The sequence below is a fragment of the Candidatus Nanosalina sp. VS9-1 genome, from assembly GCF_047555085.1.
In the GTDB taxonomy this organism is placed as follows: Archaea; Nanohalarchaeota; Nanosalinia; order Nanosalinales; family Nanosalinaceae; genus Nanosalina.
This window is the reverse complement of sequence record NZ_CP180230.1, coordinates 323,483-348,364: the sequence shown is the minus strand read 5'-3', so window position 1 is coordinate 348,364 and position 24,882 is coordinate 323,483. Positions and strand designations below refer to the sequence as shown.

The 24,882-nt window shown below is 46.0% G+C and carries 28 protein-coding genes, 1 tRNA gene and 1 rRNA gene; 8 read left to right on the top strand and 22 right to left on the bottom strand.

Annotation, left to right across the window (positions count from 1 at the left end; genetic code table 11):
- Positions 1-70 precede the first annotated feature (70 nt).
- Positions 71-1,261 (top strand): replication factor C large subunit, encoded by a 1,191-nt coding sequence (locus tag ACK3SF_RS02120; protein WP_414838174.1) that lies wholly within the window; start codon positions 71-73, stop codon positions 1,259-1,261.
- Here the strand turns inward: ACK3SF_RS02120 and ACK3SF_RS02115 are convergent.
- The 13 genes from ACK3SF_RS02115 to ACK3SF_RS02055 form a co-directional block, all read right to left on the bottom strand.
- Entirely contained in the window at positions 1,254-1,571 is a 318-nt protein-coding gene (locus ACK3SF_RS02115) for a hypothetical protein (protein WP_414838173.1), read from the bottom strand. The two genes, ACK3SF_RS02120 and ACK3SF_RS02115, sit on opposite strands and share 8 nt — an antisense overlap.
- Positions 1,559-3,289, bottom strand: coding sequence for a hypothetical protein (locus ACK3SF_RS02110; protein WP_414838172.1), 1,731 nt, complete (start codon positions 3,287-3,289; stop codon positions 1,559-1,561). Before ACK3SF_RS02110 ends, ACK3SF_RS02115 begins: the two co-directional genes overlap by 13 nt.
- Positions 3,286-4,149 (bottom strand): hypothetical protein, encoded by an 864-nt coding sequence (locus ACK3SF_RS02105; protein WP_414838171.1) that lies wholly within the window; start codon positions 4,147-4,149, stop codon positions 3,286-3,288. The genes ACK3SF_RS02110 and ACK3SF_RS02105 overlap by 4 nt, the downstream gene beginning before the upstream one ends.
- Positions 4,150-5,190, bottom strand: coding sequence for a type II secretion system F family protein (locus ACK3SF_RS02100; RefSeq protein WP_414838170.1), 1,041 nt, complete (start codon positions 5,188-5,190; stop codon positions 4,150-4,152).
- Positions 5,190-6,065, bottom strand: a complete 876-nt coding sequence (locus ACK3SF_RS02095; protein WP_414838169.1) for a type II secretion system F family protein — start codon at positions 6,063-6,065, stop codon at positions 5,190-5,192. The genes ACK3SF_RS02100 and ACK3SF_RS02095 overlap by 1 nt, the downstream gene beginning before the upstream one ends.
- Positions 6,055-7,752, bottom strand: a complete 1,698-nt coding sequence (locus tag ACK3SF_RS02090) for a type II/IV secretion system ATPase subunit (protein ID WP_414838168.1) — start codon at positions 7,750-7,752, stop codon at positions 6,055-6,057. Before ACK3SF_RS02090 ends, ACK3SF_RS02095 begins: the two co-directional genes overlap by 11 nt.
- A gap of 2 nt (positions 7,753-7,754) precedes the next feature.
- Positions 7,755-8,171 carry a hypothetical protein gene (locus ACK3SF_RS02085; RefSeq protein ID WP_414838167.1) on the bottom strand — a complete coding sequence of 139 codons (417 nt, stop codon included), beginning with the start codon at positions 8,169-8,171 and terminating at the stop codon, positions 7,755-7,757.
- Positions 8,168-8,842 (bottom strand): hypothetical protein, encoded by a 675-nt coding sequence (locus tag ACK3SF_RS02080; RefSeq protein ID WP_414838166.1) that lies wholly within the window; start codon positions 8,840-8,842, stop codon positions 8,168-8,170. Before ACK3SF_RS02080 ends, ACK3SF_RS02085 begins: the two co-directional genes overlap by 4 nt.
- A 115-nt stretch (positions 8,843-8,957) precedes the next feature.
- Positions 8,958-9,491 (bottom strand): archaellin/type IV pilin N-terminal domain-containing protein, encoded by a 534-nt coding sequence (locus ACK3SF_RS02075; RefSeq protein WP_414838165.1) that lies wholly within the window; start codon positions 9,489-9,491, stop codon positions 8,958-8,960.
- A gap of 84 nt (positions 9,492-9,575) precedes the next feature.
- Entirely contained in the window at positions 9,576-10,055 is a 480-nt protein-coding gene (locus ACK3SF_RS02070; RefSeq protein WP_414838164.1) for an archaellin/type IV pilin N-terminal domain-containing protein, read from the bottom strand.
- On the bottom strand, positions 10,052-10,771 hold the full coding sequence (locus ACK3SF_RS02065) for a hypothetical protein (protein WP_414838163.1): 720 nt from the start codon (positions 10,769-10,771) through the stop codon (positions 10,052-10,054). The genes ACK3SF_RS02070 and ACK3SF_RS02065 overlap by 4 nt, the downstream gene beginning before the upstream one ends.
- Positions 10,772-10,908: 137 nt before the next feature.
- Positions 10,909-12,576 (bottom strand): thermosome subunit alpha, encoded by a 1,668-nt coding sequence (gene thsA / locus ACK3SF_RS02060; RefSeq protein WP_414838162.1) that lies wholly within the window; start codon positions 12,574-12,576, stop codon positions 10,909-10,911.
- Between the two features lie 114 nt (positions 12,577-12,690).
- The gene (locus tag ACK3SF_RS02055; protein WP_414838161.1) at positions 12,691-13,557 is read right to left on the bottom strand and encodes a hypothetical protein; all 867 of its coding nucleotides are present in this window, start codon (positions 13,555-13,557) and stop codon (positions 12,691-12,693) included.
- A 129-nt stretch (positions 13,558-13,686) separates the two neighbouring features.
- Between ACK3SF_RS02055 and ACK3SF_RS02050 the strand changes: the two genes are divergently transcribed.
- Positions 13,687-14,868 (top strand): glycine-rich domain-containing protein, encoded by a 1,182-nt coding sequence (locus tag ACK3SF_RS02050; RefSeq protein WP_414838160.1) that lies wholly within the window; start codon positions 13,687-13,689, stop codon positions 14,866-14,868.
- Positions 14,869-14,870: 2 nt separating this feature from the next.
- Here the strand turns inward: ACK3SF_RS02050 and ACK3SF_RS02045 are convergent.
- Positions 14,871-14,959 (bottom strand) — tRNA-Ser (locus ACK3SF_RS02045).
- A 149-nt stretch (positions 14,960-15,108) separates the two neighbouring features.
- On the opposite strand from ACK3SF_RS02045, the gene ACK3SF_RS02040 reads away from it, so the two are divergent.
- Together ACK3SF_RS02040 and ACK3SF_RS02035 are read left to right on the top strand one after the other, a co-directional pair.
- Positions 15,109-15,288 (top strand): hypothetical protein, encoded by a 180-nt coding sequence (locus tag ACK3SF_RS02040; protein WP_414838159.1) that lies wholly within the window; start codon positions 15,109-15,111, stop codon positions 15,286-15,288.
- Positions 15,289-15,338: 50 nt separating this feature from the next.
- Positions 15,339-16,013, top strand: a complete 675-nt coding sequence (locus ACK3SF_RS02035) for an HAD family hydrolase (protein WP_414838158.1) — start codon at positions 15,339-15,341, stop codon at positions 16,011-16,013.
- 4 nt (positions 16,014-16,017) lie between these two features.
- Here the strand turns inward: ACK3SF_RS02035 and ACK3SF_RS02030 are convergent, their stop codons facing one another.
- The gene (locus tag ACK3SF_RS02030) at positions 16,018-17,094 is read right to left on the bottom strand and encodes a Y-family DNA polymerase (protein ID WP_414838157.1); all 1,077 of its coding nucleotides are present in this window, start codon (positions 17,092-17,094) and stop codon (positions 16,018-16,020) included.
- A gap of 73 nt (positions 17,095-17,167) precedes the next feature.
- On the opposite strand from ACK3SF_RS02030, the gene ACK3SF_RS02025 reads away from it, so the two are divergent.
- Both ACK3SF_RS02025 and ACK3SF_RS02020 read left to right on the top strand, forming a co-directional pair.
- Entirely contained in the window at positions 17,168-18,151 is a 984-nt protein-coding gene (locus ACK3SF_RS02025) for a sugar phosphate nucleotidyltransferase (protein ID WP_414838156.1), read from the top strand.
- Positions 18,152-18,224: 73 nt separating this feature from the next.
- On the top strand, positions 18,225-18,911 hold the full coding sequence (locus tag ACK3SF_RS02020; protein WP_414838155.1) for a LamG domain-containing protein: 687 nt from the start codon (positions 18,225-18,227) through the stop codon (positions 18,909-18,911).
- Positions 18,912-18,940: 29 nt separating this feature from the next.
- Here the strand turns inward: ACK3SF_RS02020 and ACK3SF_RS02015 are convergent, their stop codons facing one another.
- Genes ACK3SF_RS02015 through ACK3SF_RS02000 form a run of 4 tightly spaced genes read right to left on the bottom strand, consistent with a single transcriptional unit; the run spans position 18,941 to position 21,142 of the window.
- Complete coding sequence (locus ACK3SF_RS02015) at positions 18,941-19,165, bottom strand: hypothetical protein (protein WP_414838154.1); 225 nt, start codon at positions 19,163-19,165, stop codon at positions 18,941-18,943.
- Positions 19,138-19,830: a hypothetical protein gene (locus ACK3SF_RS02010; protein ID WP_414838153.1), complete on the bottom strand. Its 693-nt coding sequence runs from the start codon at positions 19,828-19,830 to the stop codon at positions 19,138-19,140. Before ACK3SF_RS02010 ends, ACK3SF_RS02015 begins: the two co-directional genes overlap by 28 nt.
- Positions 19,827-20,687, bottom strand: a complete 861-nt coding sequence (locus ACK3SF_RS02005) for a zinc metalloprotease HtpX (RefSeq protein WP_414838152.1) — start codon at positions 20,685-20,687, stop codon at positions 19,827-19,829. The genes ACK3SF_RS02010 and ACK3SF_RS02005 overlap by 4 nt, the downstream gene beginning before the upstream one ends.
- A 26-nt stretch (positions 20,688-20,713) precedes the next feature.
- The gene (locus ACK3SF_RS02000) at positions 20,714-21,142 is read right to left on the bottom strand and encodes an NUDIX domain-containing protein (protein WP_414838151.1); all 429 of its coding nucleotides are present in this window, start codon (positions 21,140-21,142) and stop codon (positions 20,714-20,716) included.
- Positions 21,143-21,232: 90 nt separating this feature from the next.
- Here ACK3SF_RS02000 and ACK3SF_RS01995 point away from each other — a divergent pair, with 90 nt between their 5' ends.
- A complete protein-coding gene (locus ACK3SF_RS01995; protein ID WP_414838150.1) occupies positions 21,233-21,961 on the top strand; it encodes a hypothetical protein in 729 nt (242 codons plus the stop codon).
- Between the two features lie 40 nt (positions 21,962-22,001).
- Here the strand turns inward: ACK3SF_RS01995 and rrf are convergent.
- From rrf to ACK3SF_RS01980, 3 genes are all read right to left on the bottom strand, one after another.
- Positions 22,002-22,118: ribosomal RNA gene (rrf, locus tag ACK3SF_RS01990) — 5S ribosomal RNA — on the bottom strand.
- 141 nt (positions 22,119-22,259) lie between these two features.
- Positions 22,260-22,502 (bottom strand): RpoL/Rpb11 RNA polymerase subunit family protein, encoded by a 243-nt coding sequence (locus ACK3SF_RS01985; protein WP_414838149.1) that lies wholly within the window; start codon positions 22,500-22,502, stop codon positions 22,260-22,262.
- 2 nt (positions 22,503-22,504) lie between these two features.
- A complete protein-coding gene (locus ACK3SF_RS01980; RefSeq protein ID WP_414838148.1) occupies positions 22,505-23,098 on the bottom strand; it encodes an METTL5 family protein in 594 nt (197 codons plus the stop codon).
- A gap of 132 nt (positions 23,099-23,230) precedes the next feature.
- Between ACK3SF_RS01980 and ACK3SF_RS01975 the strand changes: the two genes are divergently transcribed.
- Positions 23,231-24,880, top strand: a complete 1,650-nt coding sequence (locus tag ACK3SF_RS01975) for a DEAD/DEAH box helicase (RefSeq protein WP_414838147.1) — start codon at positions 23,231-23,233, stop codon at positions 24,878-24,880.
- Positions 24,881-24,882 lie beyond the last annotated feature (2 nt).

Here is a 24,882-nt window from a genome sequence, read left to right as displayed (position 1 = left end):
TATTCAAAATCTGAAGAATTCCCGAAAGCTATTCATTGAATAGCTTGTTGGGCAATCGTACCGTAACACGATGTGGGTAGAAAAATACAGGCCTGAGACTCTTTCCGAGTACCGTGGTGCGTCCAACGAGAAAGAAGAGTTGAAGGAGTGGGCCGAGGACTGGGAACAGGGCGACGGAGCAGTGCTGCTTCATGGCCAGGCCGGTACAGGTAAGACTTCTCTTGTCGAGGCCCTAGCGAATGAATTGGGCTATGAACTGGTTGAGACTAATGCTTCGGATGTCCGTACAAAGAAGAAGTTGAAGACAGAGTTGAAGGAAGCGACTCGTCAGGCCTCTTTCTTCGGCGGTCAGAAGATTATACTTATCGATGAAGTCGATGGAATGAGCGGTAACAGCGATAGAGGCGGAGTTAAAGAGATAAGCACGATAGTAGATGAAAGTCGTTTCCCTATCGTTATGACAGCAAATGATGCCTACGATAACAGTATCAGAACTTTAAGGAACAAAGCCAAGTTGATAAAGCTTGATTCCGTGCATACGAACTCTATAGCAGCTCATCTGCGTGAAATACTTGATGCAGAAGGCATAGAGTATGAAGACGGTGCTGTCAAAAGAATTGCACGTAGTGCTGGAGGACAGATGCGTTCTGCCATAAACGATCTCGAGGCAGCTGCTACAGGACAGGAAAAGCTTGAAGTAGATGATTTAGAAGCTATATCCGGGCGTGATACCCAGCAGGATATTTTCCAGGCCCTGAAGATAATTTTCAAAACTACTACGGCTTCTACTGCCGAAGATGCTACGAACAATCTGGATGAAGATCCGGATACCTTCCTTCAGTGGGTGCGAGAAAATATTCCGCGGGAGTATGAACGCAGTAAGGACACGGCAGAGGCCTATGACTGGATTTCCAAGGCTGATCTGTTTAATGGCCGTATCAGGCGAAGGCAGAACTGGAAGCTGTTGAAGTATCTTTACAAGTTCTCTACTGTAGGTGTAGCTTTGAGCAAGGATCAGAAGTACAGTGGCTATACGCGTTACCAGTATCCTTCGAAAATCAAGAAGCTGGGTAGTTCACGTGCCTCAAGAAAGAGGATGGAGTCTCTTACATCGAAGATGAGTGAAAAGCTGCATGTTTCACGTAAAGAGGCCCGTAACAGTCTTCCGCTGTTTGCAATACTTATCGAAGAAAATGAAGATCTTATTGAGCAGTTTGAATTCGATGAAGATGAAGTTGAGCTTATCGAAAAATTCAGCTGATGCAGCGGAGATTTATATCTGATCTGCGGTTGCTCAGAGTTACGTTGAAACAGTTCTGTGCGCTCCAGTACTCTACTTCAGTTGTGTAGGTATCTATGGAGTGAACCATCTTCTGGAAGTTCTGACGTTCCTTCATATACCGTGTATCAACTTCTGAGGCCTCTCCACGTATCATGTTGGAAATATAGGCCTCATCACGGTACTCATATTCTCTGTCGCCCAGCTGTGCTACTGAAGAGGATACGGAGACCATCATCACGCTGACTATGACTGCTGTTATTATCATCATCTGTCCTTTCAACCGCCCCACCTCATCTTTACCTTGTAAGGCATGTACACATTTTCGCTGATACCGCCAGGGATAGTAGTCGAAAGTGATGTGGCGCCAGCACCGCCCTCGAAACGGACCGTATCTCCTCGAAGCCAGTACATGACAGTTGCAAGTAGCTCTCTGTCTGAATCACTGTAGTTTTTCTCGTAAGCAGCTCTTGCGATTTTCTGACCTGTCATATTCTCAAATACTTCTCTATGATTGACAAGTTCCACTTTACTGCTTCCTGCAAATACAAGGCGTGCGCTACCACTGGATTCTATACGTGGAACGTACCTTCTGCCGTCGATCCTGATCACCTCATCTTCAAGGAACGGGCCTCGCCATTCTCCGTCTTCTCTCACCATTAACCCTCTGATCTGCCCGCAGTTGCCACTGTCCCGGGAAAGATCGATGTTGCGTACTTCATAAGCTTCCATGTATATCTGGAAAGTTGTCTGAGTATCTCTACAGGCCTCACCGGTATTTATCTCTGTCCAGGAGTCGCCGAAAAGTATATCGCCGTCAAGATCTGATGTATCGTAACCGGTGTTACGTGCGAAAAGAAGATCTTCACGCGAAGTAGCTGTAAAGGCCTGTCCCGATATTACCTTGCCGCCAGGCCCCATCGATACTTTCGAGATATCGCCTTCAAGGCCTCTGAAGTAAGTCTCTATCTCCTCTGAGTCCTCGTAGTCAGAGAAAGTCTCATCGTATTCTGAAGGATTGTTTGTGTAAGGTAGGTCAAACCATTCAAATCCTATATCCTGCATTATATCATAGTTCATATCGCTCTGAGTTAGATTCATCAGGAATAATGCAGAGCCTTCACGGGCAAACTCCTTGAATTTCTGATCGTTTTCCTGTATTTTCTCCAGACTTTCTGATTCCGAGAAAACAAGTATATCAAGATCTTTGAGGCCTCTTGTTGTAAAGTTAAACGTGTTTACTGCGGTTCTGGTTTTTATACCGTTCACCGGTTTTTCCAGTGTCTTTCTGAATCTTACAGCGTTATCGGCCTGGAAAAAGTTGAATCTGTGAAGAGTGTTATCGTATCTCTTGAAGTCGAAGAAGTTCCCAGGCCTATCGTCGGTTCTGTTTCCCCAGTAAAAAATTTCGTCGTTGTAGTAAGGCCCTTCCTCTGTTCTGAAGACACATCTGGTGCCGTTATCGACGTATATGCTGTCGTAGTCCGTTTCTCCGTTGAAGCCTCCGGGGATTGACGGATCGTTATCCGCAAAGTAAAGTCTGACACCGTATTTATCTTCCATAGTTCCTGTGCTGTTTGCTGTTCTGCGGATTTCCGTTTCTGAACGGTCCTGTATTTCCTCCAGATCTCCGTAGCAGAAATCATCTGCCTGAACTTCCACAGTTTGATTCCAGAATATTTTGTCCGGCATCTTGTGGAATCCTACACGCATCTCATTTATAGGAAGATTTTCAACAGTCCCGGAAACAGAGATATCTGTATCTGATAAAGTGGTAGCTGCAGTGCGTAACGCACCGGTATCAGAGTTTTTCAGAAATGTTTCAAGATCGCCTGTCTCCTTGAGGACAAAACTGATATCACGGGCAGCTATCTCCCTCTGTAACCCCGACCAGTCTTTAGAGTCAGGAACCTGAACCGCATTCATGGCGAAGGTGAAAAGTATCAGAGCTGCCAGTATCGCCTCTATAGAGTAACCAGCGCCGGCTCTCTTCCTGAGGCCTCGTATCATGTCCAGGAGTACACCTCTATCTTCATAGGCTGGAGATCTGCTCCAGGCTGCTTGAAGGCAGCGTATCGGCTTATCTTTGTTATAGTTGAATCGACATCGAACTGGGATCCAAAAGTTTTGATCTCTCTCGACAGGATAACTATATTCCCTATTTGATCGCCGCTGTTCTGGAATCCTTCGACAACAAACTCTCTTCCACCTAGTTCTATTGTATCTCCTTCTCCGTACCTCTCAGCTCCTATAAAATTCCATTCACGTGCTGAATCATTGACCATATAGGCAGTGTCATATCTCCCATTATGTGAAGTTACCAGGACGTTGTATTTTGTACCTCCCATAACTATACTGCCGTATCCTACGTTGTTTCCTGAGTTGATGTATCTTTCGTTCTCTGGCTCAACTATGTTCGGATCTTCAGGCGGCTCAGTCCTGTAAAACTTGCTTGAAGTATCTACTATAGGCATCGCGGAGAAAACAAACCTGTACTGATTAGAGATCTGTGTTATCTCTCTGAAACGGGAGTAGTTAAGCACATCTCCGCCGACAGTACCTAGATTCATCACTTTGTCCCTCTCCACAACGTGATAGTCCGATGCTAGGCCTACATCTTCTATATCTTCAAGTGTGTCAGCGTCTCTCTCCCATTCTGTTCCTCCAGAACCGTGAGAATGATACCCTGGAGAAGTGAGAAGCATTGAAGTCAAACGCGAGGCCTCTAGATTGACAGAAGCTCTTTCATTGTTCTGTTCAATCTCAGGAACTTGATCAGACGCTGTAAATATTATGAAAGCAAGTATGAAGATCACGAAAAGCATTGAAGTAACGAACTCAAAGGATATCTGGCCTTTCCTCTGCCACATCTATATCCCTGCACCTCCAACGTACGATACATAGGCCACGAAAGCTATAGGAAGCATTATAATTGCGTGCTTGAGGCCTGCGCTTGGAGATCCTTCTTTTATCTGTCCTGCAACTGCTGCAGTTGATATTCCCTGTATCATAAGCATTATGAACAGTAAGGCCTTGTAGTACGCCATTCTTCCGTATGCATACGTGGTCGCATATGTGCTGCTCAGAGATACTTCCCCGCTTGATATGTTGGCAGGCACGAATCCAAAGATTTTTGACGTCGCGCAGAACGGTTCTGCTGCAAGTACTTCGCCGTTACAGAAGTTTGTGGGGCCTCCCGATTCCTGTCCTATAACTCCGCTGATTCCTTCTATTGCTCCGCTTTCCGCTGTTCCAAGGCCCAACAATTGGCCAAGCATAGTGTATATTCCTATAGTGATGCCGATGAAGAGGAAGAAGATGACGTACATGATGAACAGCTGCTGCTGTAGCTGAGCGTCTTTCTCCTGTATAACTTTTCTGAGTCGGGCAGCGTCGTCTGCAACAGATTCTATTGTCTTTGTGATGTCTCCTCCGCTCTTGAAGCTCTGGATAATGATGGATATGGACTCCTGGATGACAGCAGAATCCTCCAGCCTCTTGTTGAACCGTTCCATGACTTCCGGAAACGGTATACCCCAGCTTAACTCGTTGTAAATCCTTTCTATCTCTCCGTTCATACGGCCGTAATCGTTGTCTGTGGCTGATTCAAATGCTCTTACAAGTGTCATGCCTCCTCGCTTCGACTCTGCCAGATCACTTAGGAATTCAGGGAACTGTTTCTCCATCTGTTTCACGGCACGGTTCTTGAGGAAAGATAGAACACCATAAGGAAGAACCCCTGTCAGTATACCTATGATCAATACAATTCCTCCAAAACGCTGGGAAACACTGAGAAATGTTACAAGACCTAAAACAACGAGTAATCCTCCTGCCCCTACTGAAGCAAGCACGACTTTATCTTCGATAGAGTATCCTGGCTCGTACTCGTCCTCCTTGAAGAAATCAACCATCACATGATCCCTCCTGGTGCTATACCTTTAATGAAAAGGATAAACATGCCTGATATCAGCGGAAGGCCTATGAAAATCAGTATGGCCTGTAATGCAACGATAAAGCCAGGTGCAAATCCTGTGAATGAGCTCATGATGGCGCTCATTGCTGTAAAGATTATTGATCCTACGACAACTATTGTAATATACATTTCAACGAGGAGGCCTAGCTGATCGGCGAATTTTTCGATTCTTCTCTCGTAGTCATCCATTAACTTGGCGGCTCTTTCTCTCAGGAACTCTCTTACGGATCCTCCAGTTGTTAATATGTGTTCCATTCCTCTTAGAAGTTCCTCGAAGTCCTCACTCGGTGTTCTCTGTGCTCCTCTTCTCAAGGCCTCGTTAACATCCATTCCAAAAGTATCTATATCTCTGTGGATTTTTTTGGCCTCTTCAGATACTTCTCCGTACTCATCTACTTTTGCAAGATTTTCAAACATCTCTGAGATCGATGATCCTGTCCCGGCCAGTGTAGAGAGATACATTACTGCGAAAGGAAGCATGTCACGGATTACAGTTGCTCTGTTGTTAACCTTCAGAAGCGGTATAACATATGCCAGAGCTGCCACGATACCGGAGACAACTATTGACAGCATCAGTGCAGATACAAGGCCTGAGAGGCCTGATCCCAAGACAAATATTGTGCCGAACATTGCGAACATGAAGCCGAACGATAGAAACACAGATGCTATGGCAAGAGCGATGTATTCAGGAAGTGAGAGCTTAATATTCGCCTTGTTAAGCGTCATGTTGAAGTCCTGGAAGTAGGGTACTACATCAAGGGCCAGGCCTCCGAACTGTTCATACGCTATTTCGGCGTAGCGTTTAAGCTCCATTATTCAAGTTTTCCGGCTGCTGAGAATTAAATGTTTGCCCTACCTTCTCCAGAACTGAGTGAGGATCCGAGTAATAACGGCTGATAATATCTCCTACTTTCCTGTAGTGCTTGATCTGCTCCTCCTGCATCCATTTCAGTACGTGCTGACGGTTTTTCAGTTCTTTCTGTATATCCTTGTAATCCATTCCTGACTGATCTGCGATATCTTTCAGAAGCATGGAATTGTTCTTAACGAAGTAATTATCATCCTGCGGATCCCATCCAAACACCTGATTCGAGTCGATACCTTTCCTCTTGTCGTATCCACGCACCTCGAAAAGCCCCATAATCCTTCGGATGTAAGTTCCTCCACGTCGGATTCTGGCGATGACCATGATCAAGTCCAGAGTCTCAATAAGAGATGGAGACAGATTAATCGGCTCTGTTGTCAGACGATCCATAAGCATCTCAAGCGAATCTGCGTGAATCGTCGATAGACCGGTGTGCCCTGTAGCCATCTGCTGGAACAGGATATATGCCTCAGCTCCTCGAACCTCTCCCACGATGATGTACTCAGGCCTCTGACGCAAGGACTCCTTCAACAGGTTATCCATTGTAACTTGGCCTCCCTCTTCGGCTGAGGAACCGAATCCGGAACGTGAAACTTCCGGCACCCAGTGATCGTGAGGCAATCTCAACTCTGGCGTATCCTCGATTGAAACGATCTTTTTGTCAGGCCTGATAAATAAGGATAGAGCGTTCAACTGTGAAGTTTTTCCTGCTCCTGTAGTCCCTGATACAAGTATGGATTTCTCGTGCTCGACAAGCATCCAAAGATAGCTCATCATACGGGCGTTCTCCGTCTCGTAATCCATCATGTGGATCGGTGTCAGAGGATCCTCTGTAAATCTTCGGATCGTGAAGTTCGATCCCTTCCTTGCGATATCAGTTGCCAGAGTGGCCTGTACACGGGAACCATCTGGCAGGGATCCATCCAGCAATGGACTGGAAACAGAAATCGATTTTCCACATCTCTGGGCCAGTTTCATGACGAAGCTGTCCAGCTCCTCTTTTTCGCTCCAAACCAGATTCGTCTTGATAGAACCGAAACGTGGATTCCTGTGATAAGCGTAGACAGGAATATCCAGGCCGTCGCAGGAGATATCCTCGACCTCTGTGTCGTTCATCAGTGGCTGTAGCTTTCCGAGGCCTGCAAAATCCCTTTTCGTGTAGTATCGTATTACCTCTCTTTTATCGTCAGGAACATCGATATTGTACTTGTCAACAATCATGTCGATCTTCTCTTCAAGGTACTCCTTCGCCTTGCCCGATTCAAGATCCTCAAAATTGACATCAAAACTTCTCTGCATTATTTCAACGATCTTCTCATAGGCCTCTGCAGTTTCCTCATCAAGTTCAGGCTCCACTATCTCGTAAATAAGCTCTCCCTGTTCCTCATCCCATTTGATATGTGCCCATGCATAGACGATTTCCCCTTCATCAGGATCCTGAGGGATCAGAGGATATGCAATATTAACATCAGTCAGATTCTCCTCGTCCTTGGCCTCTTCCACCATCTCTTCGCTGAACTCTCCTGGAGCTGGAAGACTGACACCTTCAGCTTTCTCAGAGTCCTCTTCATCTTCTTCGTAGTACTCAGGATGCTTTATCTTCCTGAGGCGTCCTACCAGTCCACCGAATCCCATCTCTATCCAGGCCTCAGTACAACTTCGTTTTCAAGCTTCATGATTTTAACCTCTGAGCTGGAAGTTGAGCCGCTGAAACCTGAGGCCCATCTAGCTCCATCTATGACTTGGGAATCAACTCCACTGCCTGTATCCACTCTTACCTGTGAGTCCTGAAGCGATACAGTGTATTCTCCGGTCTGTGGTTGGGGAAGATCCAGCGTGATACCGCTTCCCGAGTCCATATACTTCAGATTGTAGACTGTTCGTATTATCTCCGAATTAATTATGTCAATGTGCCTTTCCTGTACATCGTCAACAACACTGCTCCTGTAACTGTTGAAAGCACCTATTACTGCCGTTGCAACAACTATACTGATTCCCAGCGATAGAACCGTCTCAATAGCCAGGTACTGTCCTTTTCTAGACCCTTTAATCATCTTAGATCAACTTCTATCTCCGTTCGGCTTCTGTCAAGGGTTTGACCAGAGGATAATGTAAGCCCATCTTCACCTGTATCTACCTCTGTACCCGTATTAGTTACGTAGACCTCTGCTCCACCACTTGAGACATCACCTCCTCGTGAAATAAGATCAATCTTCTCCACCGGTGCGCCTTCAGCATTCTCAGAGTAAATATTCCTGAACTCTATCCTGTAAGTTATAACGGATGACTGAGGCCTTACAAGGAGTACCGACTGTTCATCTTCTCCTTCAAGGACGTAGTCTCCAGTATTCGATATAGATAAGTTACGCTGATTATCTCCTTTCAACAGAGTCCAGCGCCCATCCGGATACTCGGACTCCGAAGCATCAACAACGATATCTATGTAGTCAATACTGTCCTCCACACGTATCATCTCAATGTCAAAGTCGCTTTCACCGCCGTCCATTTCCACGTTAGCAGCCGCTCCTTCACCTGCCTCACTGACACGTAAAATCTCTTCCCGAAGAGTCAGTACATCCTGTTCAACCGAGTCAAGGCCTACCTGAGACTCTCTCTTGTCAAGTATAGGCTCACCCCATACATAAACTACGGAGGCAACACCTACAGTCAGGCCTGTCAGTAGAACAACTGTGACAGCCTGAATCTGGGCCTTTCTCGACAGCATATTCAACAAATTACCTACTCTGAAATATAAATGTCACTTACAGGCCTCTCAAAAGCAAAGTTCTTCCACTTTCAATCAGTTATAGAAAAGAAAAATAAGAAAATGATAAACTGCTTTAAGCGCAGCTTTCTGCTCCTGTTACATCAGGTCTACAGGTCTCTGTCCAGGTCTTTGATGAACCTGTTAGAAGGACCTCGAACTCTACTTCGTTCGTGACCTGTGGGTAAGTGATACCTGTGTTACATTCGTAGGTATCTCCTGGATCAAGAATCACACTGTCTTCAGCCGTGAAGCAGTATGCTCCACTGGTTGGGACGCTTCCATCTGCACCGGATACCGAGAGCACAAACGAAGTTGTGTTCCTCGAAACTGATCCGGAGTTCTGAAGTGTCATAGTGATGTTTCCGTAATTTGCGGGAGTATGATCCAAGCTGTTGATGTTTTCAGGAAGATCAGCGTTTGTCTGTAGCTGAGAAATTCGGATGTTTGTATCCTGATTTCTCTGCTGATCCTCGAACTCATCACTTGGATTACCTACGAGACTGTTGAACTGTGTGTATACAACACCCACAGCTCCAACTGTAACCATCAGAAGCAGAACGATCGCAATAACGGGTGTAATACCCTTTCTCTGCTCAAATAATTCCATTGAATATCCCGTACAGAAAAATAGGATACGCTGGTTTAAATAAGTTCAAGAGTCCTCAAATAGGAAAAAGTTGGTTTGTACACACTAACAGGCTCCGTCCGGATCAGATTCATCACAGATTATCGATGATGAAGTGCCGTATGTGCCTTCAAGATTGACAGAGGTGTAATCTCCTTGCGGGAACTCTATCTGAGTTTGCAGCGTCAGAGTTGCATCAGGATCAATCAGTTTCTGACCACCGGAACCATCAGAATAAGTGAATCCTACAGGCCTCCCATCAGAGTAAAGATTCCAGAATTTGTTGTTATTCTCCTCAACTGTTAAGGTGTAGCGGCCTGTATTTCTAACTACAAGCGATATGTTGCCATCACTGTTGTTATAGGCGTATTCGATATCGATACCGGAGTTCTCCCTCATCTCGTCTTCAGATATTCTTTCGTTAACCGAGTCCGACACCTGCTGCGTTGTATCCCTTATGAATACAGCAGCTGAAGTAACGGCAGACACAGCGATTAAAATAAGCAATGCAGTTCCAACTAGAGGAGTAACTCCCTTCCTGTTCATTCTCCGCTTCCTTTATCGAATTTCTCTCGCAACTTTTTCATCCTGTTAGAATTATCCGAACCCATATTCATGTTGCTTCCTCCAGACTGCTGGCCCATACCGCTTGAACCACGTCTTCTGGATCCCTGCGATGAGTTCTGTGACTGTCCCTGATCCTGCTGATTCTGTGACTGCTGTCTTCTCCTGGAGTTCTGAGGCCTGGACTGATTAGCCACACCACCTCCTGACTCAGAAGCATAGTAATTCTTCCTCATCTGAGTATTCAAGTCCTCCAAGTTATTTGCAATCATCTGATTAGACTTTGATACCTCACTCACCATGTCATCCATCTTGTCTCCAATGGCATCTGCAACACGCTGCTCAAGATCCCCAGCAATCTCTCCCTCCATATCCATTTCAGAGGCCTGCTGAAGAAGATCCATGAAAGAATTCATGTTATCAATTACAGAGTCCATCTTATTAGTCAAGTCCTCTACACTGTTACGCAGCTCATGAGTCGACTCTGTCATATCGTTGACAATCTTCTGATTCGACTTCATGATATCCAGTATATCACGTACAAGCTCTTCGTTAGCGGAACCTCCTGTCTGCTCTTTCTGTTGCTGCTGTTCCTGAAGATCCTCAACTCTTCTCTCAAGTTTCCTTATAGGTCCAAGAGGAACAACTTCGTAGTCATCGTCCCCCATATCACCGAGCTGTACTTCATCATTAGCCATATACTGGAAAATACCTCTTTACAAGGAAAATTACGTTCAGGCCTATTTATAATCTGTGGAAACTTTGAAAGAAAAACAGGCAAGAAAACAAGAAATGAAGGTAAAATGTGGAGGCGTTGAGGCCTCTCCAAATTTTTCTACATCAGGCCGCCGCCAGGCATTCCTCCGCCTGGGCCTCCTCCAGGTCCGCCTGGTGGGCCTCCGCCCTGTCCGCCGTCGGCGTCGAATCCTTTGGCTGCGATGACATCGTCGATCCTCAGAATCATCTCAGCTGATTCGGAAGCAGACTGTACTGCCTGTGTCTTTGTCTGTCGTGGCTCAACTACTCCCTGTTCGTAGAGTTCCTCCGATTTACCTGAGGCAACGTTGATGCCCGCCATCTTCTTTCCGGCATCATGCTGGTTTCTCAGATCGACAAGCGTGTCGATAGGATCGTGGCCTGCGTTTTCTGCCAGTGTTCTTGGAATAACTTCCAGTGCATCTGCGAAAGCGTTGATGGCAAGCTGTTCTCTTCCACCGATTGAGTCAGCGTAGTCTCTGAGATCCTGAGCCAGTTCGACTTCTGTTGCTCCTCCCCCACCGACTACTTTACCGTGCTGGATGGCTGAGGATACTGCTCCAATAGCGTCTTCCATCGCTCTTTCGATCTCGTCGACTACGTGATCTGTTCCTCCTCTGATGAGGACGGAAACAGACTTGGCCTCTGGACAGTCCTGTACGAAAGTCATGGCCTCTCCGCCGATGTATTGCTGCTCTACAGTTCCTGCCTCTCCAAGATCAGAGGCCTCTATTCCTGTAATATTTGTGATTATGTTTGCTCCTGTTGCGTTGGCAAGTTTCTGGATGTCTCCGCTTGAAACTCTTCTGATAGCGAAAATTCCTCTCTTGGCCAGATAGTGCTGAGCCATGTCGTCGATGCCTTTCTGGCAGATAACAACGTTTGCTCCTGCATCATCCAGAGCTTCCACCATCTCCTTGAGCTGTTCTTCCTCCTGTTCTACAAAGTTTTTCATCTGGCTTGGATCGGAGATGTTGATCTCGGCATCAGTACTTGTCTCCTTGACTTCGATAGGAGAATCAAGCAGAGCGATCTTCGCATCCTCGACTGACGAAGGCATTCCGGACTGGACACGTTCCTTGTCAAGGATTACTCCCTGAACAAGCTCTGTATCCTCTACAGAGCCACCGCCTTTCTTCTCAAGCTTGATATTATCCTTGTTAACAATCATTCTGTCGCCAGTCTGATCAGCTACCTGTCTAACGGCCTTGACACCGATCTCCGCCAGATACTCTCTTGCGGATTCAGCTGACTTACCGGTCATCGCCGTCATCGCAACTTTCTCAAGAACATCTTCATCATCAAGATCGACGTCCTCGGAAATATCTTCAAGCACCTGAGTGCTTTTCTCACGTGCCAGTCTGTATCCTTTTGTAATAACTGTCGGATGGATATCCTGATCAAGGAGATCCTCCGCCTGCTTCAGGAGCTCTCCAGCCAAGACTACAGCTGTAGTTGTTCCATCGCCGACTTCCTCTTCCTGAGTCTCGGCGACTTCAACCATCATCTTGGCAGCTGGATGCTCCAAGTCCATCTCATCAAGAATAGTAACTCCGTCGTTCGTAACAACAAGATCGCCGACGGAATCCACCATCATCTTATCCATACCTTTCGGGCCTAAAGTAGTACGCACCGCATTCGCCACGGTCTTACAGGCCTCAATATTATTCTGTTGAGCATCTTCACCGGTTTGACGTTCAGCATCTTCCGACATAACAAAAATCGGTTGTCCTCCTAATCCTGGCATAATACAAGTTCACCTATTTTTGATGATGTATGTTAAAATATTAAAAGATATCAGGCCTTAGAAACTTCTCTCAAGAAATTCTAGAGAGACTGTATAAGGCCTCTAAAGAAATCTTCATCCAAGTCTAAGATTGTCTATATAGTACTGAGTGTGCCAAGTGTCGTTAGCGTCGTCGAATAAAGTTATTCTAAACTCGTTGGAGTCTGGCAGGAATGAATTTGAGGCCTTCCCCTGACTTACATCGTCTATGAAAAGCTCTACATCTCCATTTGGCTCCACTTCTATCCGCACAGTATGATTAGTTGTCGTTCCCTTGATAGCGTTTGAGTTGCTCACTAACGTAGTGCCTGTCCCCGATTCCGTCTTGGATAATACCACTCCTGATTTTATACTGACTGTTAACTGCAACTTGTTGTTAGCATCCTGCCTCATGAACTGGAAAGAACAGTTGTTCGCATGATAATCATCGCTAGTGTACCCTCCTAGCTGAATATCCCACTCAAAAGTTCCGCAGTTCAGTTCCGAGGAAGTATACATATATCCATGATTGTTATTTCCTGTACCACCCGTAATTTCCAATCTCTCATTACGAGCATTGATAGACAGCCCATCACCATCATAAGTCCATTCAGGCCTGTAACGGGCCGTATCCAAAACTTCTCCATCATCTGCAGTGTACGACCCTCCGCTAGTGCTCCCGTTCCTGCTTGAAAGCCTGTTATCATTCCAGTCATCCTCAAGATAATAGGAAAGTTCCTCAACAATGCTATCATCCGCTGCCAGGACGCCATTCGCCGTCTGAATCCTAATATAGGGGAAAGCTGCACTACTCCTGTCAGCGAGAGGAATAAAACCAACACCTGAGCCAGTATTAACCCTCAAAAAATCGTTCTCCTGAGAACTAGCATCATCAAGATCAAACACAGGGACAGAAACAATTCCAGACGAAGTCTCAACTTTAATGCTTCCAATCTGAGCCATAACTAACCAGTAAACTAACAAAAGTCAAAATGGATGGATCGAATAAAAAACTCGGGGCACCCAGACGCCCTCTCCAGAAAAACATCAAAAACACCCGGAAACAAGTTAACTTAGAGGCCTCCTGAAAAAATGAGAAAAATATACGCAGCGTTCTTAATGATTTTTCTAGTTCTCTCCCTCACAGTCACTGTCTCCGCAGAAGAGAAAGTAGAGGCCTTTACAGCAGTCGGCACACATACGTGGGACGTTCCTGACAACGTCGATGAAGCAACTATACTTGTAGTAGGTGGAGGAGGCGGAGGTGCCGGCAGACACGGAGGTGGAGGCGGTGCAGGAGAAGCAGTCTATGGCACAATCAATATTTCAAAAGATAACTACAGTATAACAGTCGGAGCTGGAGGCCTAGGCGGAGACGGTGACGGAACAGGTACAGCACAGGATGGAAACAATGGAGAAAACTCAGAATTCGGAAGCATCACTGCGCTGGGAGGAGGCGGAGGAGGATCATACAGTGGAAGAGAACAGGGAAATGATGGAGGCTCTGGTGGAGGAGGTACAACTACAGGAGGAAACGGCCTGACAGCCAGCTCGGACAATCTTTCAAGATACGTAAATGACGGAGGAAACGGACAGTCAAACAGCTGGTACAATCATGGAGGAGGCGGAGGAGCAACAGAGCCAGGAGAAACAGGTACAACAGGAACCAGCGGAAAACCGGGAGACGGCGGACAAGGAATATACCTTGGAGACGTCTTCGGAGATGAATACGGAGAAAACGGATACTTCGCCGGAGGAGGGGGAGGAGGATCACATGACGGATCCTCAACATCAGGAGACTATCTTTACAGCCCATCAGAATGGGCAACCGGAGGCCTTGGAGGCGGAGGAAACGGAGGGCAAGGAGTAAACGATAACGGAGAAAACGGAATGCCAAACACAGGAGGAGGCGGAGGATCAGGAACAACAGACAGTGGAGACGGAGGAAACGGAGGAAACGGAGGCTCCGGAATCGTACTGATAAAATACAAAAGCGATCTAGCAATCTGCGACAAAAGAGGCCCAGTCAATGAATGCATCTCGAACTCAACACACGAAGTAAGCGGACAGAACTTCAACGTATCCTCGATTTTCCAGTCAGAATCTTCCTCCGTATTCGAGGCCTTGAATGGACAGGCCACCTTCAATCTAGCCAACTCCACAAAAATCTCAGGCCTCTGGAAAGGATCGATAACTATAGAAGCTGAAAGGCCTCGAATACTTTCAGGAGCAATTTTCAGGCCTCAAGGAGAAAGAATCATAATTGGAAATTGAATCGCCAGCGCCCGGATTTGAACCGGGGAGGCCGCATATGGGCCAGCAGATCTCGAATCTGCCGCGTTCAGCCAGACTCCGCCACGCTGGCACGAAACTTTCTGTTTCTGCCGGGCCGAGAAGATTCTGTAATTTTCGACCGCTGGCATCTGTTGTAAATTTGTTTGAGGCCTGTAAACTTTTTACCGGTAAAGGTTTTTCAACAGAAGATTTTTTATCGGGAAAATCAATTTTAGAGGTATGGCCGGAGTGCTTTCAACCATAGTTGCGCTTGTAGTAGTGGCTGCTGCAGCGATGACCGGAGGCCTTTTACTTCGGCGCGAGGGATCAGAGGCCTGGAAAAAATTCGTGTACTTCTCTTTAATCTGTCTTGCTGTTGCTGGAGGCCTGTTCGTGTTTTTTATGCGTAGTTTTGGATAGGAAAAGTTTTCCACAAATCTGTTTAAACGAGGAGTTTCCAGTTTTCTGTTATGAAGTATGGATCAGTGATTCTTGATATGGACGGCGTTATACTGAACTCACTTGTGGAGAACGAGGACTGGAAGTTCAGCGCCGTGGAAAAGGCCTTGAATGAGACAGGCATCAATCCTGAAAGACTTTCAAGAAGGGAAATGGAGTTTTTCCTCGGTGATCACGGCCGGGAGAAATGTATAGAGGCCTGTAAAAAATACGATCTTGATCCGGGAAACGTCTGGAAACTTATAGCTGAGACTACTAGTCTTGCACGCATCCAGCAGGTTAAAAGCGGGGATTTCAGGCTGTACAGCGATGCAAGAGTTTTTCTTGATGCCGTACATAGAGAAGATAGAAAACTAGGTCTGATAAGTAATGCACCGGAGAGTGCTGTCGAGACTACTATGAAGTTTTTCGAGTTGAAGGCCTACTTCGATTTCTACCGCGGAGTAGAGAGTTTCTCCGATCTCAAGCTCCGCAAGCCTCATCCCGATCATATCCAGATTGCTGAAGCGGAACTGAAGCAGAGGCCTTCTCTTTACATCGGCGACAAAGAATCAGATATAGAAGCTGCAAAGAACGCCGGTATAGATGCTGCGCTGGTCAACAGAAGCAATATCAAGTGCAGTGTGAGGCCTGAGTACGAAGTAGATGATCTTGAAGATCTAGGACGGAGACTTGAGATTGTCTGAAGTTTCAGGTGAAGGCATCCATCGATTTCTGGCCTTTTCTCTTCTTAAGATCGGATGCTCTGAGGCCTACTCTGCGTATAACAGCGTCAGAGTTCTGAAGAAATTCTTCAAGCAGTTTTTCGCCTTCCTCGATCAGAACTCCTTCATCTCTGACACGGCTTTTGAGGCTTTTTGCCCGTGTACTCATCTCTATATCCGTATCGATGACTATAAGAGATACTGATCCGAAATCCATATCTTTCTCCTCCAGTCGTTCGATTATATCAGAGGCCAGTTCAGGAAAAACTTTCTTCACCTGATTAAACTTTCTGGAGTTCTCCTCCAGCGTCGTTATCCTTGTTACCTGTTTCTGAAGCGTCTCCTTGACCTCAGAATCGTCTTCTCCCCTGGCTTTTTCCCTCAACTTGAGGCCCTGCTTCTCACCGAATTCTCTGACCAGTAAAGCAGGATCAGACTCAGCCAAGGCCTCTACAGAACTTATTCCAATATCATTCAGCTTTTCCACAGTCTTTCCTCCTATACCGTGTATGTCATCCATTTTCAGGCCTCTCATGAAATTTTTGACTTCTTCAGGCCTGATTACTGTGATGCCTTCTGGCTTTTCCTGATCTGAAGCAATCTTGGCCACTAGCTTGTTCGGAGCGACTCCTACAGAACATGTTACGCCGAAATCTTCATTGACAGAGGTCTGGATCTTTTTCGCTATATCTTCTGCTTCATCAAAGTTTTCTGTCTCCAGTTCAAGATAGAATTCGTCGATAGAGGCCTTTTCAATCGTTTCCGTGTGTTTTTCAAGTATCTCTTCTTTTATGTCGTCGGAGAACTGATCGTAGTACTCTTTGTCCATTCCAACGAAGTTTACTTCTTTACCTGATTCATCTGCGATCTTTTTCGCGTTTTTTATCGGCATCGCTGCGTGTATACCAAGCTCTCGGGCCTCATAGCTGCACGTGGATACTGCTCCGGAGTCTTCTGTCCGGCCGGAGTAGACGCAGACTACTATCGGGCCCGAAATATTTCTTCTCTGGGCCTCTACTGAGGCGTAGAATGCATCCATGTCGACGTGAAGGATTACTCCCATCGTAGTTATTTGAGAGGCCTGATTGATTTATCTCCATCGGAAGGTAAGAGTTTTTAACTTGTGATGTATTACTTTGTATTATCTGATAGCGATGAAAGCGATAATTCTAGCTGGCGGTCACGCCACACGTCTGTGGCCTGTTACGAAGCATCGGGCGAAGCCACTTCTTCCGCTCGGTGAGAAACCTATAATCGAATACATTCTCGACGACCTTGAAGGCGAAGTCGACGAAGTAATAATCTCGACGAACGACAAGTTCGCTCCCGACTTCGACGAATACGTCGAGGCCTCTGACTTCGAAGATGTTAGAGTTGTTTCAGAGGATCAGGACAACGAACACGACAAGCCAGGTACTATCGGCGCCATAATCAACTTGATAGAAAGCGAAGGCCTCTCAGACGATCTCGTGATCGTCGGAGGAGATAACTATCAGAGCTTTGACGGAGCAGACTTCATAGAATTTGTGAAGGAGAAAGATGCTCCTGCGAACGTTGTCTACGATGTCGAAAGCGAGGAGATGGCCTCACAGTTCGGTATCGTGGATGTCGACGACGACAGGATCGTAGGATTCAAGGAGAAGCCTGATGTCCCTCCTTCCACACTGGCCTCTATCGCCTGGTACTTCTTCCCAGAGGAAGATCTGGATCTCTTCGACAGATACGAGGAACACTTCGCAGAGACGGATATACCGGAGGATCAGTACCTGGATGAGCCAGGAAGGCTTATCGAATGGGCTCACGAGGAAAGAGAGATGTACGCTTACAGCTTCGACGGAGAATGGTTCGACGTCGGAACACCGCAGGGATACCTCAACGCAGTCGCAAGCATAACAGACGACAAAATCGTCGAGGGAACAGTCAAGGACTCTGAAGTCGACGACGACTCCATCGTCATGGAAGGCGCAGAAGTCAAAAACTCCAAAGTCAAGAAAAGCATCGTCTTCCCCAACGCAAAAATCATAGACTCCGAAGTCAGAAACTCTATCCTAGATCAGCACGCAAAAATAAAAGACGTCAACCTCAACGACGCACTGATCGGAGAACACACACAGCTCTAAAAAAATTCCGAGAGGCCTCAAAAAAGGCCTCTGACTTCTCAAATTTTTAACAAACAATAATCAACAGTAATACGTGACACTTGTCGGCTACTGGCCTCTCAACGAAGAAAGTGGAGATAAGGCCTATGATCATTCAGGCAACGAAAATCACGGAACAATCAACGACGGCGGAGACTCAACTGTACCAGAAGCCTCTGGAATTCTAGGCCAGAACGCATACAGCTTCGACGGAAGCAACGATTATGTAGAAATATCTTTGAACAGGGATCTTTGGAAAGCTAATACTTTGAGCATTTCTCTATGGATTAAACCTGTCAATCTGAATGCAGAACAAGATTATTTTTCGCGGGTCAAGAACTGGGGAAGCGAATCACAGTTTAAGTTGGGTCAAAGCGGTAACGGAGATTTGCAGTTCGCGGCTAAAGATGAAAATGGCGACACACGTATCACTGAACAGAGCAGTAAACAGCTCAAGACGGATAGATGGAATCATGTTACGGCAAACTTTGATGGAGCTAAAGGAGAAATATATGTCAATAGTTCAAAAATACCACTTTCGCAAGACAATACGTATAACGGCCTGAAAAATATCTCAAGCACCAATATGAGAATAGGTTCTAGAGTAAATGATTCGTTCTATTCAAAAGGAAAAATCTCCGAAGTCCGTATCTACAATAGGCCTCTCACAGAAAGTGAAATCCAATACCTCTACAACGTCGGAAAAAGAGGCCTCCAGACAACTTCAAAGAAAACTTCGTGAAAAAATTTTCAGACAAAAATAGAATTTTTCTACATTCCTTCAGTGTAGTCCAGTTTCTCGTCCCAGCCGCTCCAGTTAATCGAGTTATCTTCCATAACTCCGCCGGAATCTTCATCTAATCCATAAACGCCGTCTTCGTCGTACTCTGCAAAGTTTTCAAGATAATCTCTCACGACACCTTCGCCGTAGGCCTCTGCATCGTCCCCAATCACCAAAGCGTTGTAATCTACACCGGCAAAATTCCCTGACTCCATGTACACTCCTTCAGAGGCCTGTACATCATAAATTCTCGGTAATTATCGATAAGTTTGTTTTTCAGGCCTTGAATATCTTCCACTAGCTGGGAGTCGGCATCGAGTTCCTGTTCAACTGCTTCCAGTTCTTCTGGATAGAATTTCTTCCCTACTCTCCTGCTCTCCGGATCAAGCATGTGCGTGATGAACTCTGTAGCTCCTTCGAAAGCTGATTCGTCGCCGTAGTTCAACATCCTGTACAGTTTTTCTTTATCTTCGTCTTCGACTCCCGCCTTTTCCAGAGGCCTCTGTTCCTCCCCTCTGAAGTAGTGGCCGTGAACGTTTTCATGCAGGAGCGCGTGATTTCTCTCAGCTTTTGGCATCTGTAAAAGCTCCGGATCAGCCACGAGAACAGTACTGTCGTAAATATTTCCTACAAGCGGCGCCCTGTATTTTTCGTTCCGTGTAGCTGCCGGAACACCTTCTGGAAGATTTTCTACAGAAACTTCATCGAATACATCAAAGCTTAGGCCTGAAAAATCTTCCACTTCCCCCATAGAGGCCTCCAGCTCATCAAGTACCGGATCCTGGCCGTAGCTCGGTCCCTGTACTTCGTCCAGAAGCTCAGGCCTGAAAGGATCTACAGGCCCGGAATCAGAGTTTTTCGAGTTAATTTCCGGATTCATAGCTCTGTCGACTCGATGTTTTCAAGTCGTTCATCCAGCGGAGGATGAGTTGAAAAGTATTTAGTGATCTTGTCGCCGGAGAACGGATTCGAGATGAAAAGATTTGCACCTGCCTCTTGACTTCTTGATGCATGGCCTTTCAGAGGCCTGGATGAGGCCTCGCTGATTTTTTCAAGTGCGGATGAGAGGCCTTTTCTGTTGCCAGAGATTTTTACGGCGTCTCTATCGGCGCGGAACTCCATGCTTCTTGATACTGCCATCCTGATGATTGTTGCTATCAGCGGTGTGAGGATCATGAGGACGAGTGCGGAGATCATATCGCTTTCCTCTTCTCTTCCTCCGAACATTGCTCCCCAGAAAGCCATCTCGGCCAGTATTCCAACAGCTCCCGCTATCGTGGCGACGACTGCATTGATCAAAGTATCTCTATTCTTTATGTGCGCCAGTTCGTGTGCTATGACTCCTTCGATTTCCTCATCGTTCAGAGTATTCATAAGGCCTTTCGTGACACAGACTACACCTTTCTCAGGATTTCTTCCTGTGGCGAATGCGTTCGGCACCTCCATATCGTTCATGTAAACTTTCGGCTTCGGGATTCCAGCGTCTTCAGCCAGTCTCTCTACCATCTTGTGTAGATCCGGATTTTCTTCCTCTGAAATTTTTTCTGCGCCGTACATCTTCAGAACTATTTTATCCGAGTACCAGTACGATGCAAAATTCATTATTCCTGCGAAGAATAGGCCTAGAATCATTCCTCCACGGCCGCCGATAATGTATCCGGCTCCTATGAAGAGGCCTGTAAGAACGCTTAACAGTGTGAAAATCCTGAAATTAGTTTTCAAGTTTTGTCCTATCATACAGAGAAAGTTATCGGCAAATTTATTTAGCGTTGGGCTTTTTCGATCAGATCCTTTATATCACGATTCCAACGCCATCTCCTATCAGAGGCCTCTCCCAGCGAAATATACTTCGGAGTGCCTTCCCATGAAGACTCTAGTTCTCCATCTTTGACAGTGGCCGTGAATATTTTTTCCACGCCTGCGAAGTCTTTAACGAACTCGTCGATCTCCTCCAAAACTTCTACTTCAAGGCCTGTCTCTTCACGTACTTCTCTCTCGACTGCCTGTTCAAAGTTTTCTCCTCTCTCCAGGAGGCCTCCCGGAAGCATCAGGTAATCACTTTTATCGACTACAAGGATCTCCTCGCCGTCAAGAATAACTGCCGAGGCGCTGGCTGGAGGCCAGAAAAATCTGGATAATATACTTGATCCAATTTTTTCGCCGTGCCAGAGAATCCATGAAGTCAGGCCCATAAAGCGATTTTATTATATCGGGATTTAAATCTCTGAACTTTCGATAGAATCAGAGAAAACATATAATTGTTACTCCTTAATAGTTACAATATGGGTGCTCACTCTGTCTCCAGAGATGGGGAAGGGAACTACGTCAGCGAGTATAGAGACAGTTTGAACCTTCTAGATCCTCCAATCAAAAATCTGATGCGTGGAAATATTTTTCCACCGAAGGCTCATGAAAAAGTACAGAGTGAGGTAGAGGCAGATCAGAAGCTGACTGAAAAATACATCTCACATCACGAAGTACTTGATTACTCAGAAGAGGATGGTGTAGTTGTTACAGAAGAGATAGAAGATGCAGTACTTGTCAAAAAATATCTGGAAGAAGCTGACATACACGAAGTCTCAGACATAGGAGAGAGCATGGGACATCTGATCGCAGACATCCATAGATTCGGAACACATGGAGATCCAGGCCTCGGAAACTTCATGTACAGAGATGGAGAAATATTCTCGATAGATCACGAATTTTACTCGAACAACGCAACTGCAGCAGATATAGCGGATGATATACGGATAATAGAGGCCGACAGCAGAAACATGGCTCCTGAAAAATACGAGGCCTTCATCGAAAACTTCAGAGAAGGATATAGAACAGAACTTGAGGCCTCCGGTATCGAAAATGTCGACAGAAAGAACTCTGCAGAACTATCTGTGCTGAACGAACCCTTAGTAATCTTTGACGGACTGGGCAGAACTCTTGACGGATCAGGAAAAAATTATCAGCAGAAGTTTGATGAGGCCCTGAATCTTATGTACAACAGCCTGAAGCAGTGAAATAGAATTTCTGGATATGAAGATAAATGAGGAAAAATAGTACCGGCAACGTCTTGACTCTCCCGCCGAAAGGCAGTACCGGTCAAATCGCTGAGGGACTTAACTTCCGTGTTCGGAATGGGTACGGGTGTAAAACCCCCTCGCTGTGGTCGCCAGTAAAGTAGAAAGAGGGTGTAAATTTTATATACCTGAATACAGTGAAAATTTTGGACCGGATATTTCTGCAGAACGGAAACGTAGTTGAGGCCTTTTTTACGCGTATTTTTGAGAGGCCTCTATAGAAAATGAGGGAAAATTTTTAGAGCTGTGCTTCTAGCTCTGTGAAGTTCTCTTTTGCGGATTCTACTGCTTCCTGGAGAACTTCTTTAGGATTGTCCGACTTGATTACAAGGTTGGATTCGTCTCCCAGTGGGTGTCCTTTGTCGTATCCTGCTTCGCCGTCGTTTTCCCAGACCTTCTTTCTGATGAGATTCGCCAGTGCATGATTTTGCTTCATGTCGATGATCAGTCTGTCCTCTTTCTCGAATGCTTCATATTCCATTATTATCTTTTCTCCGTGATTATGAGGTCGACCAGTGTCTCACGGCTTTCCTTTGTATGGAAACCGTAAGTCGCCGGGAGATCAATCTGATACTCCAGCTGTTCGACCACTCTATGTCTTGAAGACTCGATGAAACTTTTAATACCTTCACGGCTGGACTCAGGGGAGATACCGTAAACTTTCTCAGAAATCATCGTTGCAGCCTCCCAGAACTTTAATCCTTCTTCACTGTGTTGTGAGAAAGGAGGATTCATCAAAACAGTATTACAGGCCTCAGAAAATTCTTCAACACCAGAATGTACAAATTCGATTTCTTCAGATACACCAAGATTCTTTGCATTTTCTCTGGCGATTTTCAGGGCTTCTTCATCTTTTTCAACTGCTATAACTTTTGATCCCATAAGTGCAGCTCCTATAGCAAGTATTCCCGTACCTGTGCCGAGATCAACTACTTTTCCTTCAAGATCGCCCTGCATGTGAGCTGTGAAAACAAGATCTGCGGCGAGATGCGGAGGTGTGACGTACTGCTCCATCGAGATCTTTGGATCTTCAAAGTCTTCTACCTGCGAAAGCTTCCGCTTCAGCTGAGCCTTCATACAAGTTTTAGAGAGGCCTCTAGAATTTTATAACAGCAAGTCCGATTTGATAGAATTTTTCCAGTTTCAAAGGTATGGCGAGGAAAAATCGGTGTGCAGAGATAAAAAGCTTTGGCTGTAACGTGTGAAGGCATGACGAGCCGAAACTTGGATGATATGTCGCGTGATGAACTTGAAGAACTTTCTAAGGAAGAACTTATCGATGGACTGAAGGCCTCTAACGAGGATCAGGTGGTGTTCTTCGAGCCTCAGAGAGAAATTATACTGACGAATCCTACTGAAGAAACTTTGAACGAGTTCTCGAATATTGCTCATATGGAGACGAGTAGTGAAGATCACTACAAGTTCCAGGTCCAGGAGATGGATATATGGAATTCGAATCTTTCTCTGGAAGAGTTGAAGGAAAAATATACTAGATTAGTCGGGAATTATCCGCATTTTCTGGAATGGCTTCAGAGGACTTACGAGAAGCAGGAGATCTTCTCGATCGAGCACGAAGGAAGATATCACGCGCTTGTATCCACTGATCCTGAGAGGATGGAGTGGGCAAGAGGCCTTGACGATGTCAGAGACAATCTTTCCGTCGATCTTTCCGATACAAAGTCAAGGATCGCTATGGGAGCCAAGTCAAGAGCCGAGATCAAGAAAGCTCTTCTGAAGAAAGGCTATCCTGTAGAGGACAATTCGAAGTTCCGTGAATCCGACAAAAAGATCGGGGCAGATCTCAACATTGAATTGAGAGATTATCAGAAAGAGTACGTTGAAAGAGCTTACGAGGAGAGAGCAGCTGTACTTGCGAATCCGGCTGGATCAGGGAAGACAGTTACTTCTATCGGATTGATGTCGAAGATCGACAGTCCGACGCTCGTCCTTGTGCCTCAGCGTTCTCTTGTCAATCAGTGGAAGCGTGAGATACTTGACAAAACTGCTTTGACAGAGGATCAGATCGGAGAGTATCACGGCGATACAAAGCAGATGAAGGACGTCACTATCGCGACTTATCACATGGCTGCGAACAAGACAAAGCTTTTCAGAAACGAGTGGGGCCTGATAATTTTCGACGAAGTACACCATATTCCTTCCAAGCTTTTCAGGAAGACAGCTTCACTTCAGTCAACGAGAAGGATAGGCCTCTCCGCTTCTCCTGTCAGAGAGGACAGTAAAGAGCGGGAGATTTTCGCCTTGATTGGGCCTGAGATCGGAAGTGACTGGGCCAGATTTTTCCGTGAAGGCCATGTTGTGAAGCCCGATGTGGAGATCCAGCTTGTGGAGTGGGCCTCTGATTATCACAGGCATGAATACGAGCAGGCCTCCGGTATCAAGAAGGCGATTATCGCCTCGAAGAATCCAGCGAAGAAAAAGAATCTTGAACAGCTTCTTGAAGAACACGACGGCGAGAAGACAATTATTTTCTGCGACTGGATCGATCAGGGAGAAGATCTCTCAGACCAGTTCGATGTGCCGTTTATTTCAGGTGAGACAGAGTTTGAGGAGAGAGAAGAGTACTTTGAGGACTTCAGGAACGATGAGATGAATACTATCATCGTTTCAAGGATCGGCGATGAAGGCCTTGATCTTCCGGACACCGAAGTCGGTATCATAATGTCAGGCCAGGGAGGATCAAGAAGGCAGGCAACTCAGAGAGCTGGAAGAGTTATGAGGCCTTTTGGCGATGCACAGGTCTACATGATAGCAACGAAAGGCTCTAATGAAGAGGACTTCGTGAAGCGTCAGGTGGAACTGTTGAAGGAGAAAGGAGTTCCTGTAAAGGTGACGGAGTAGAC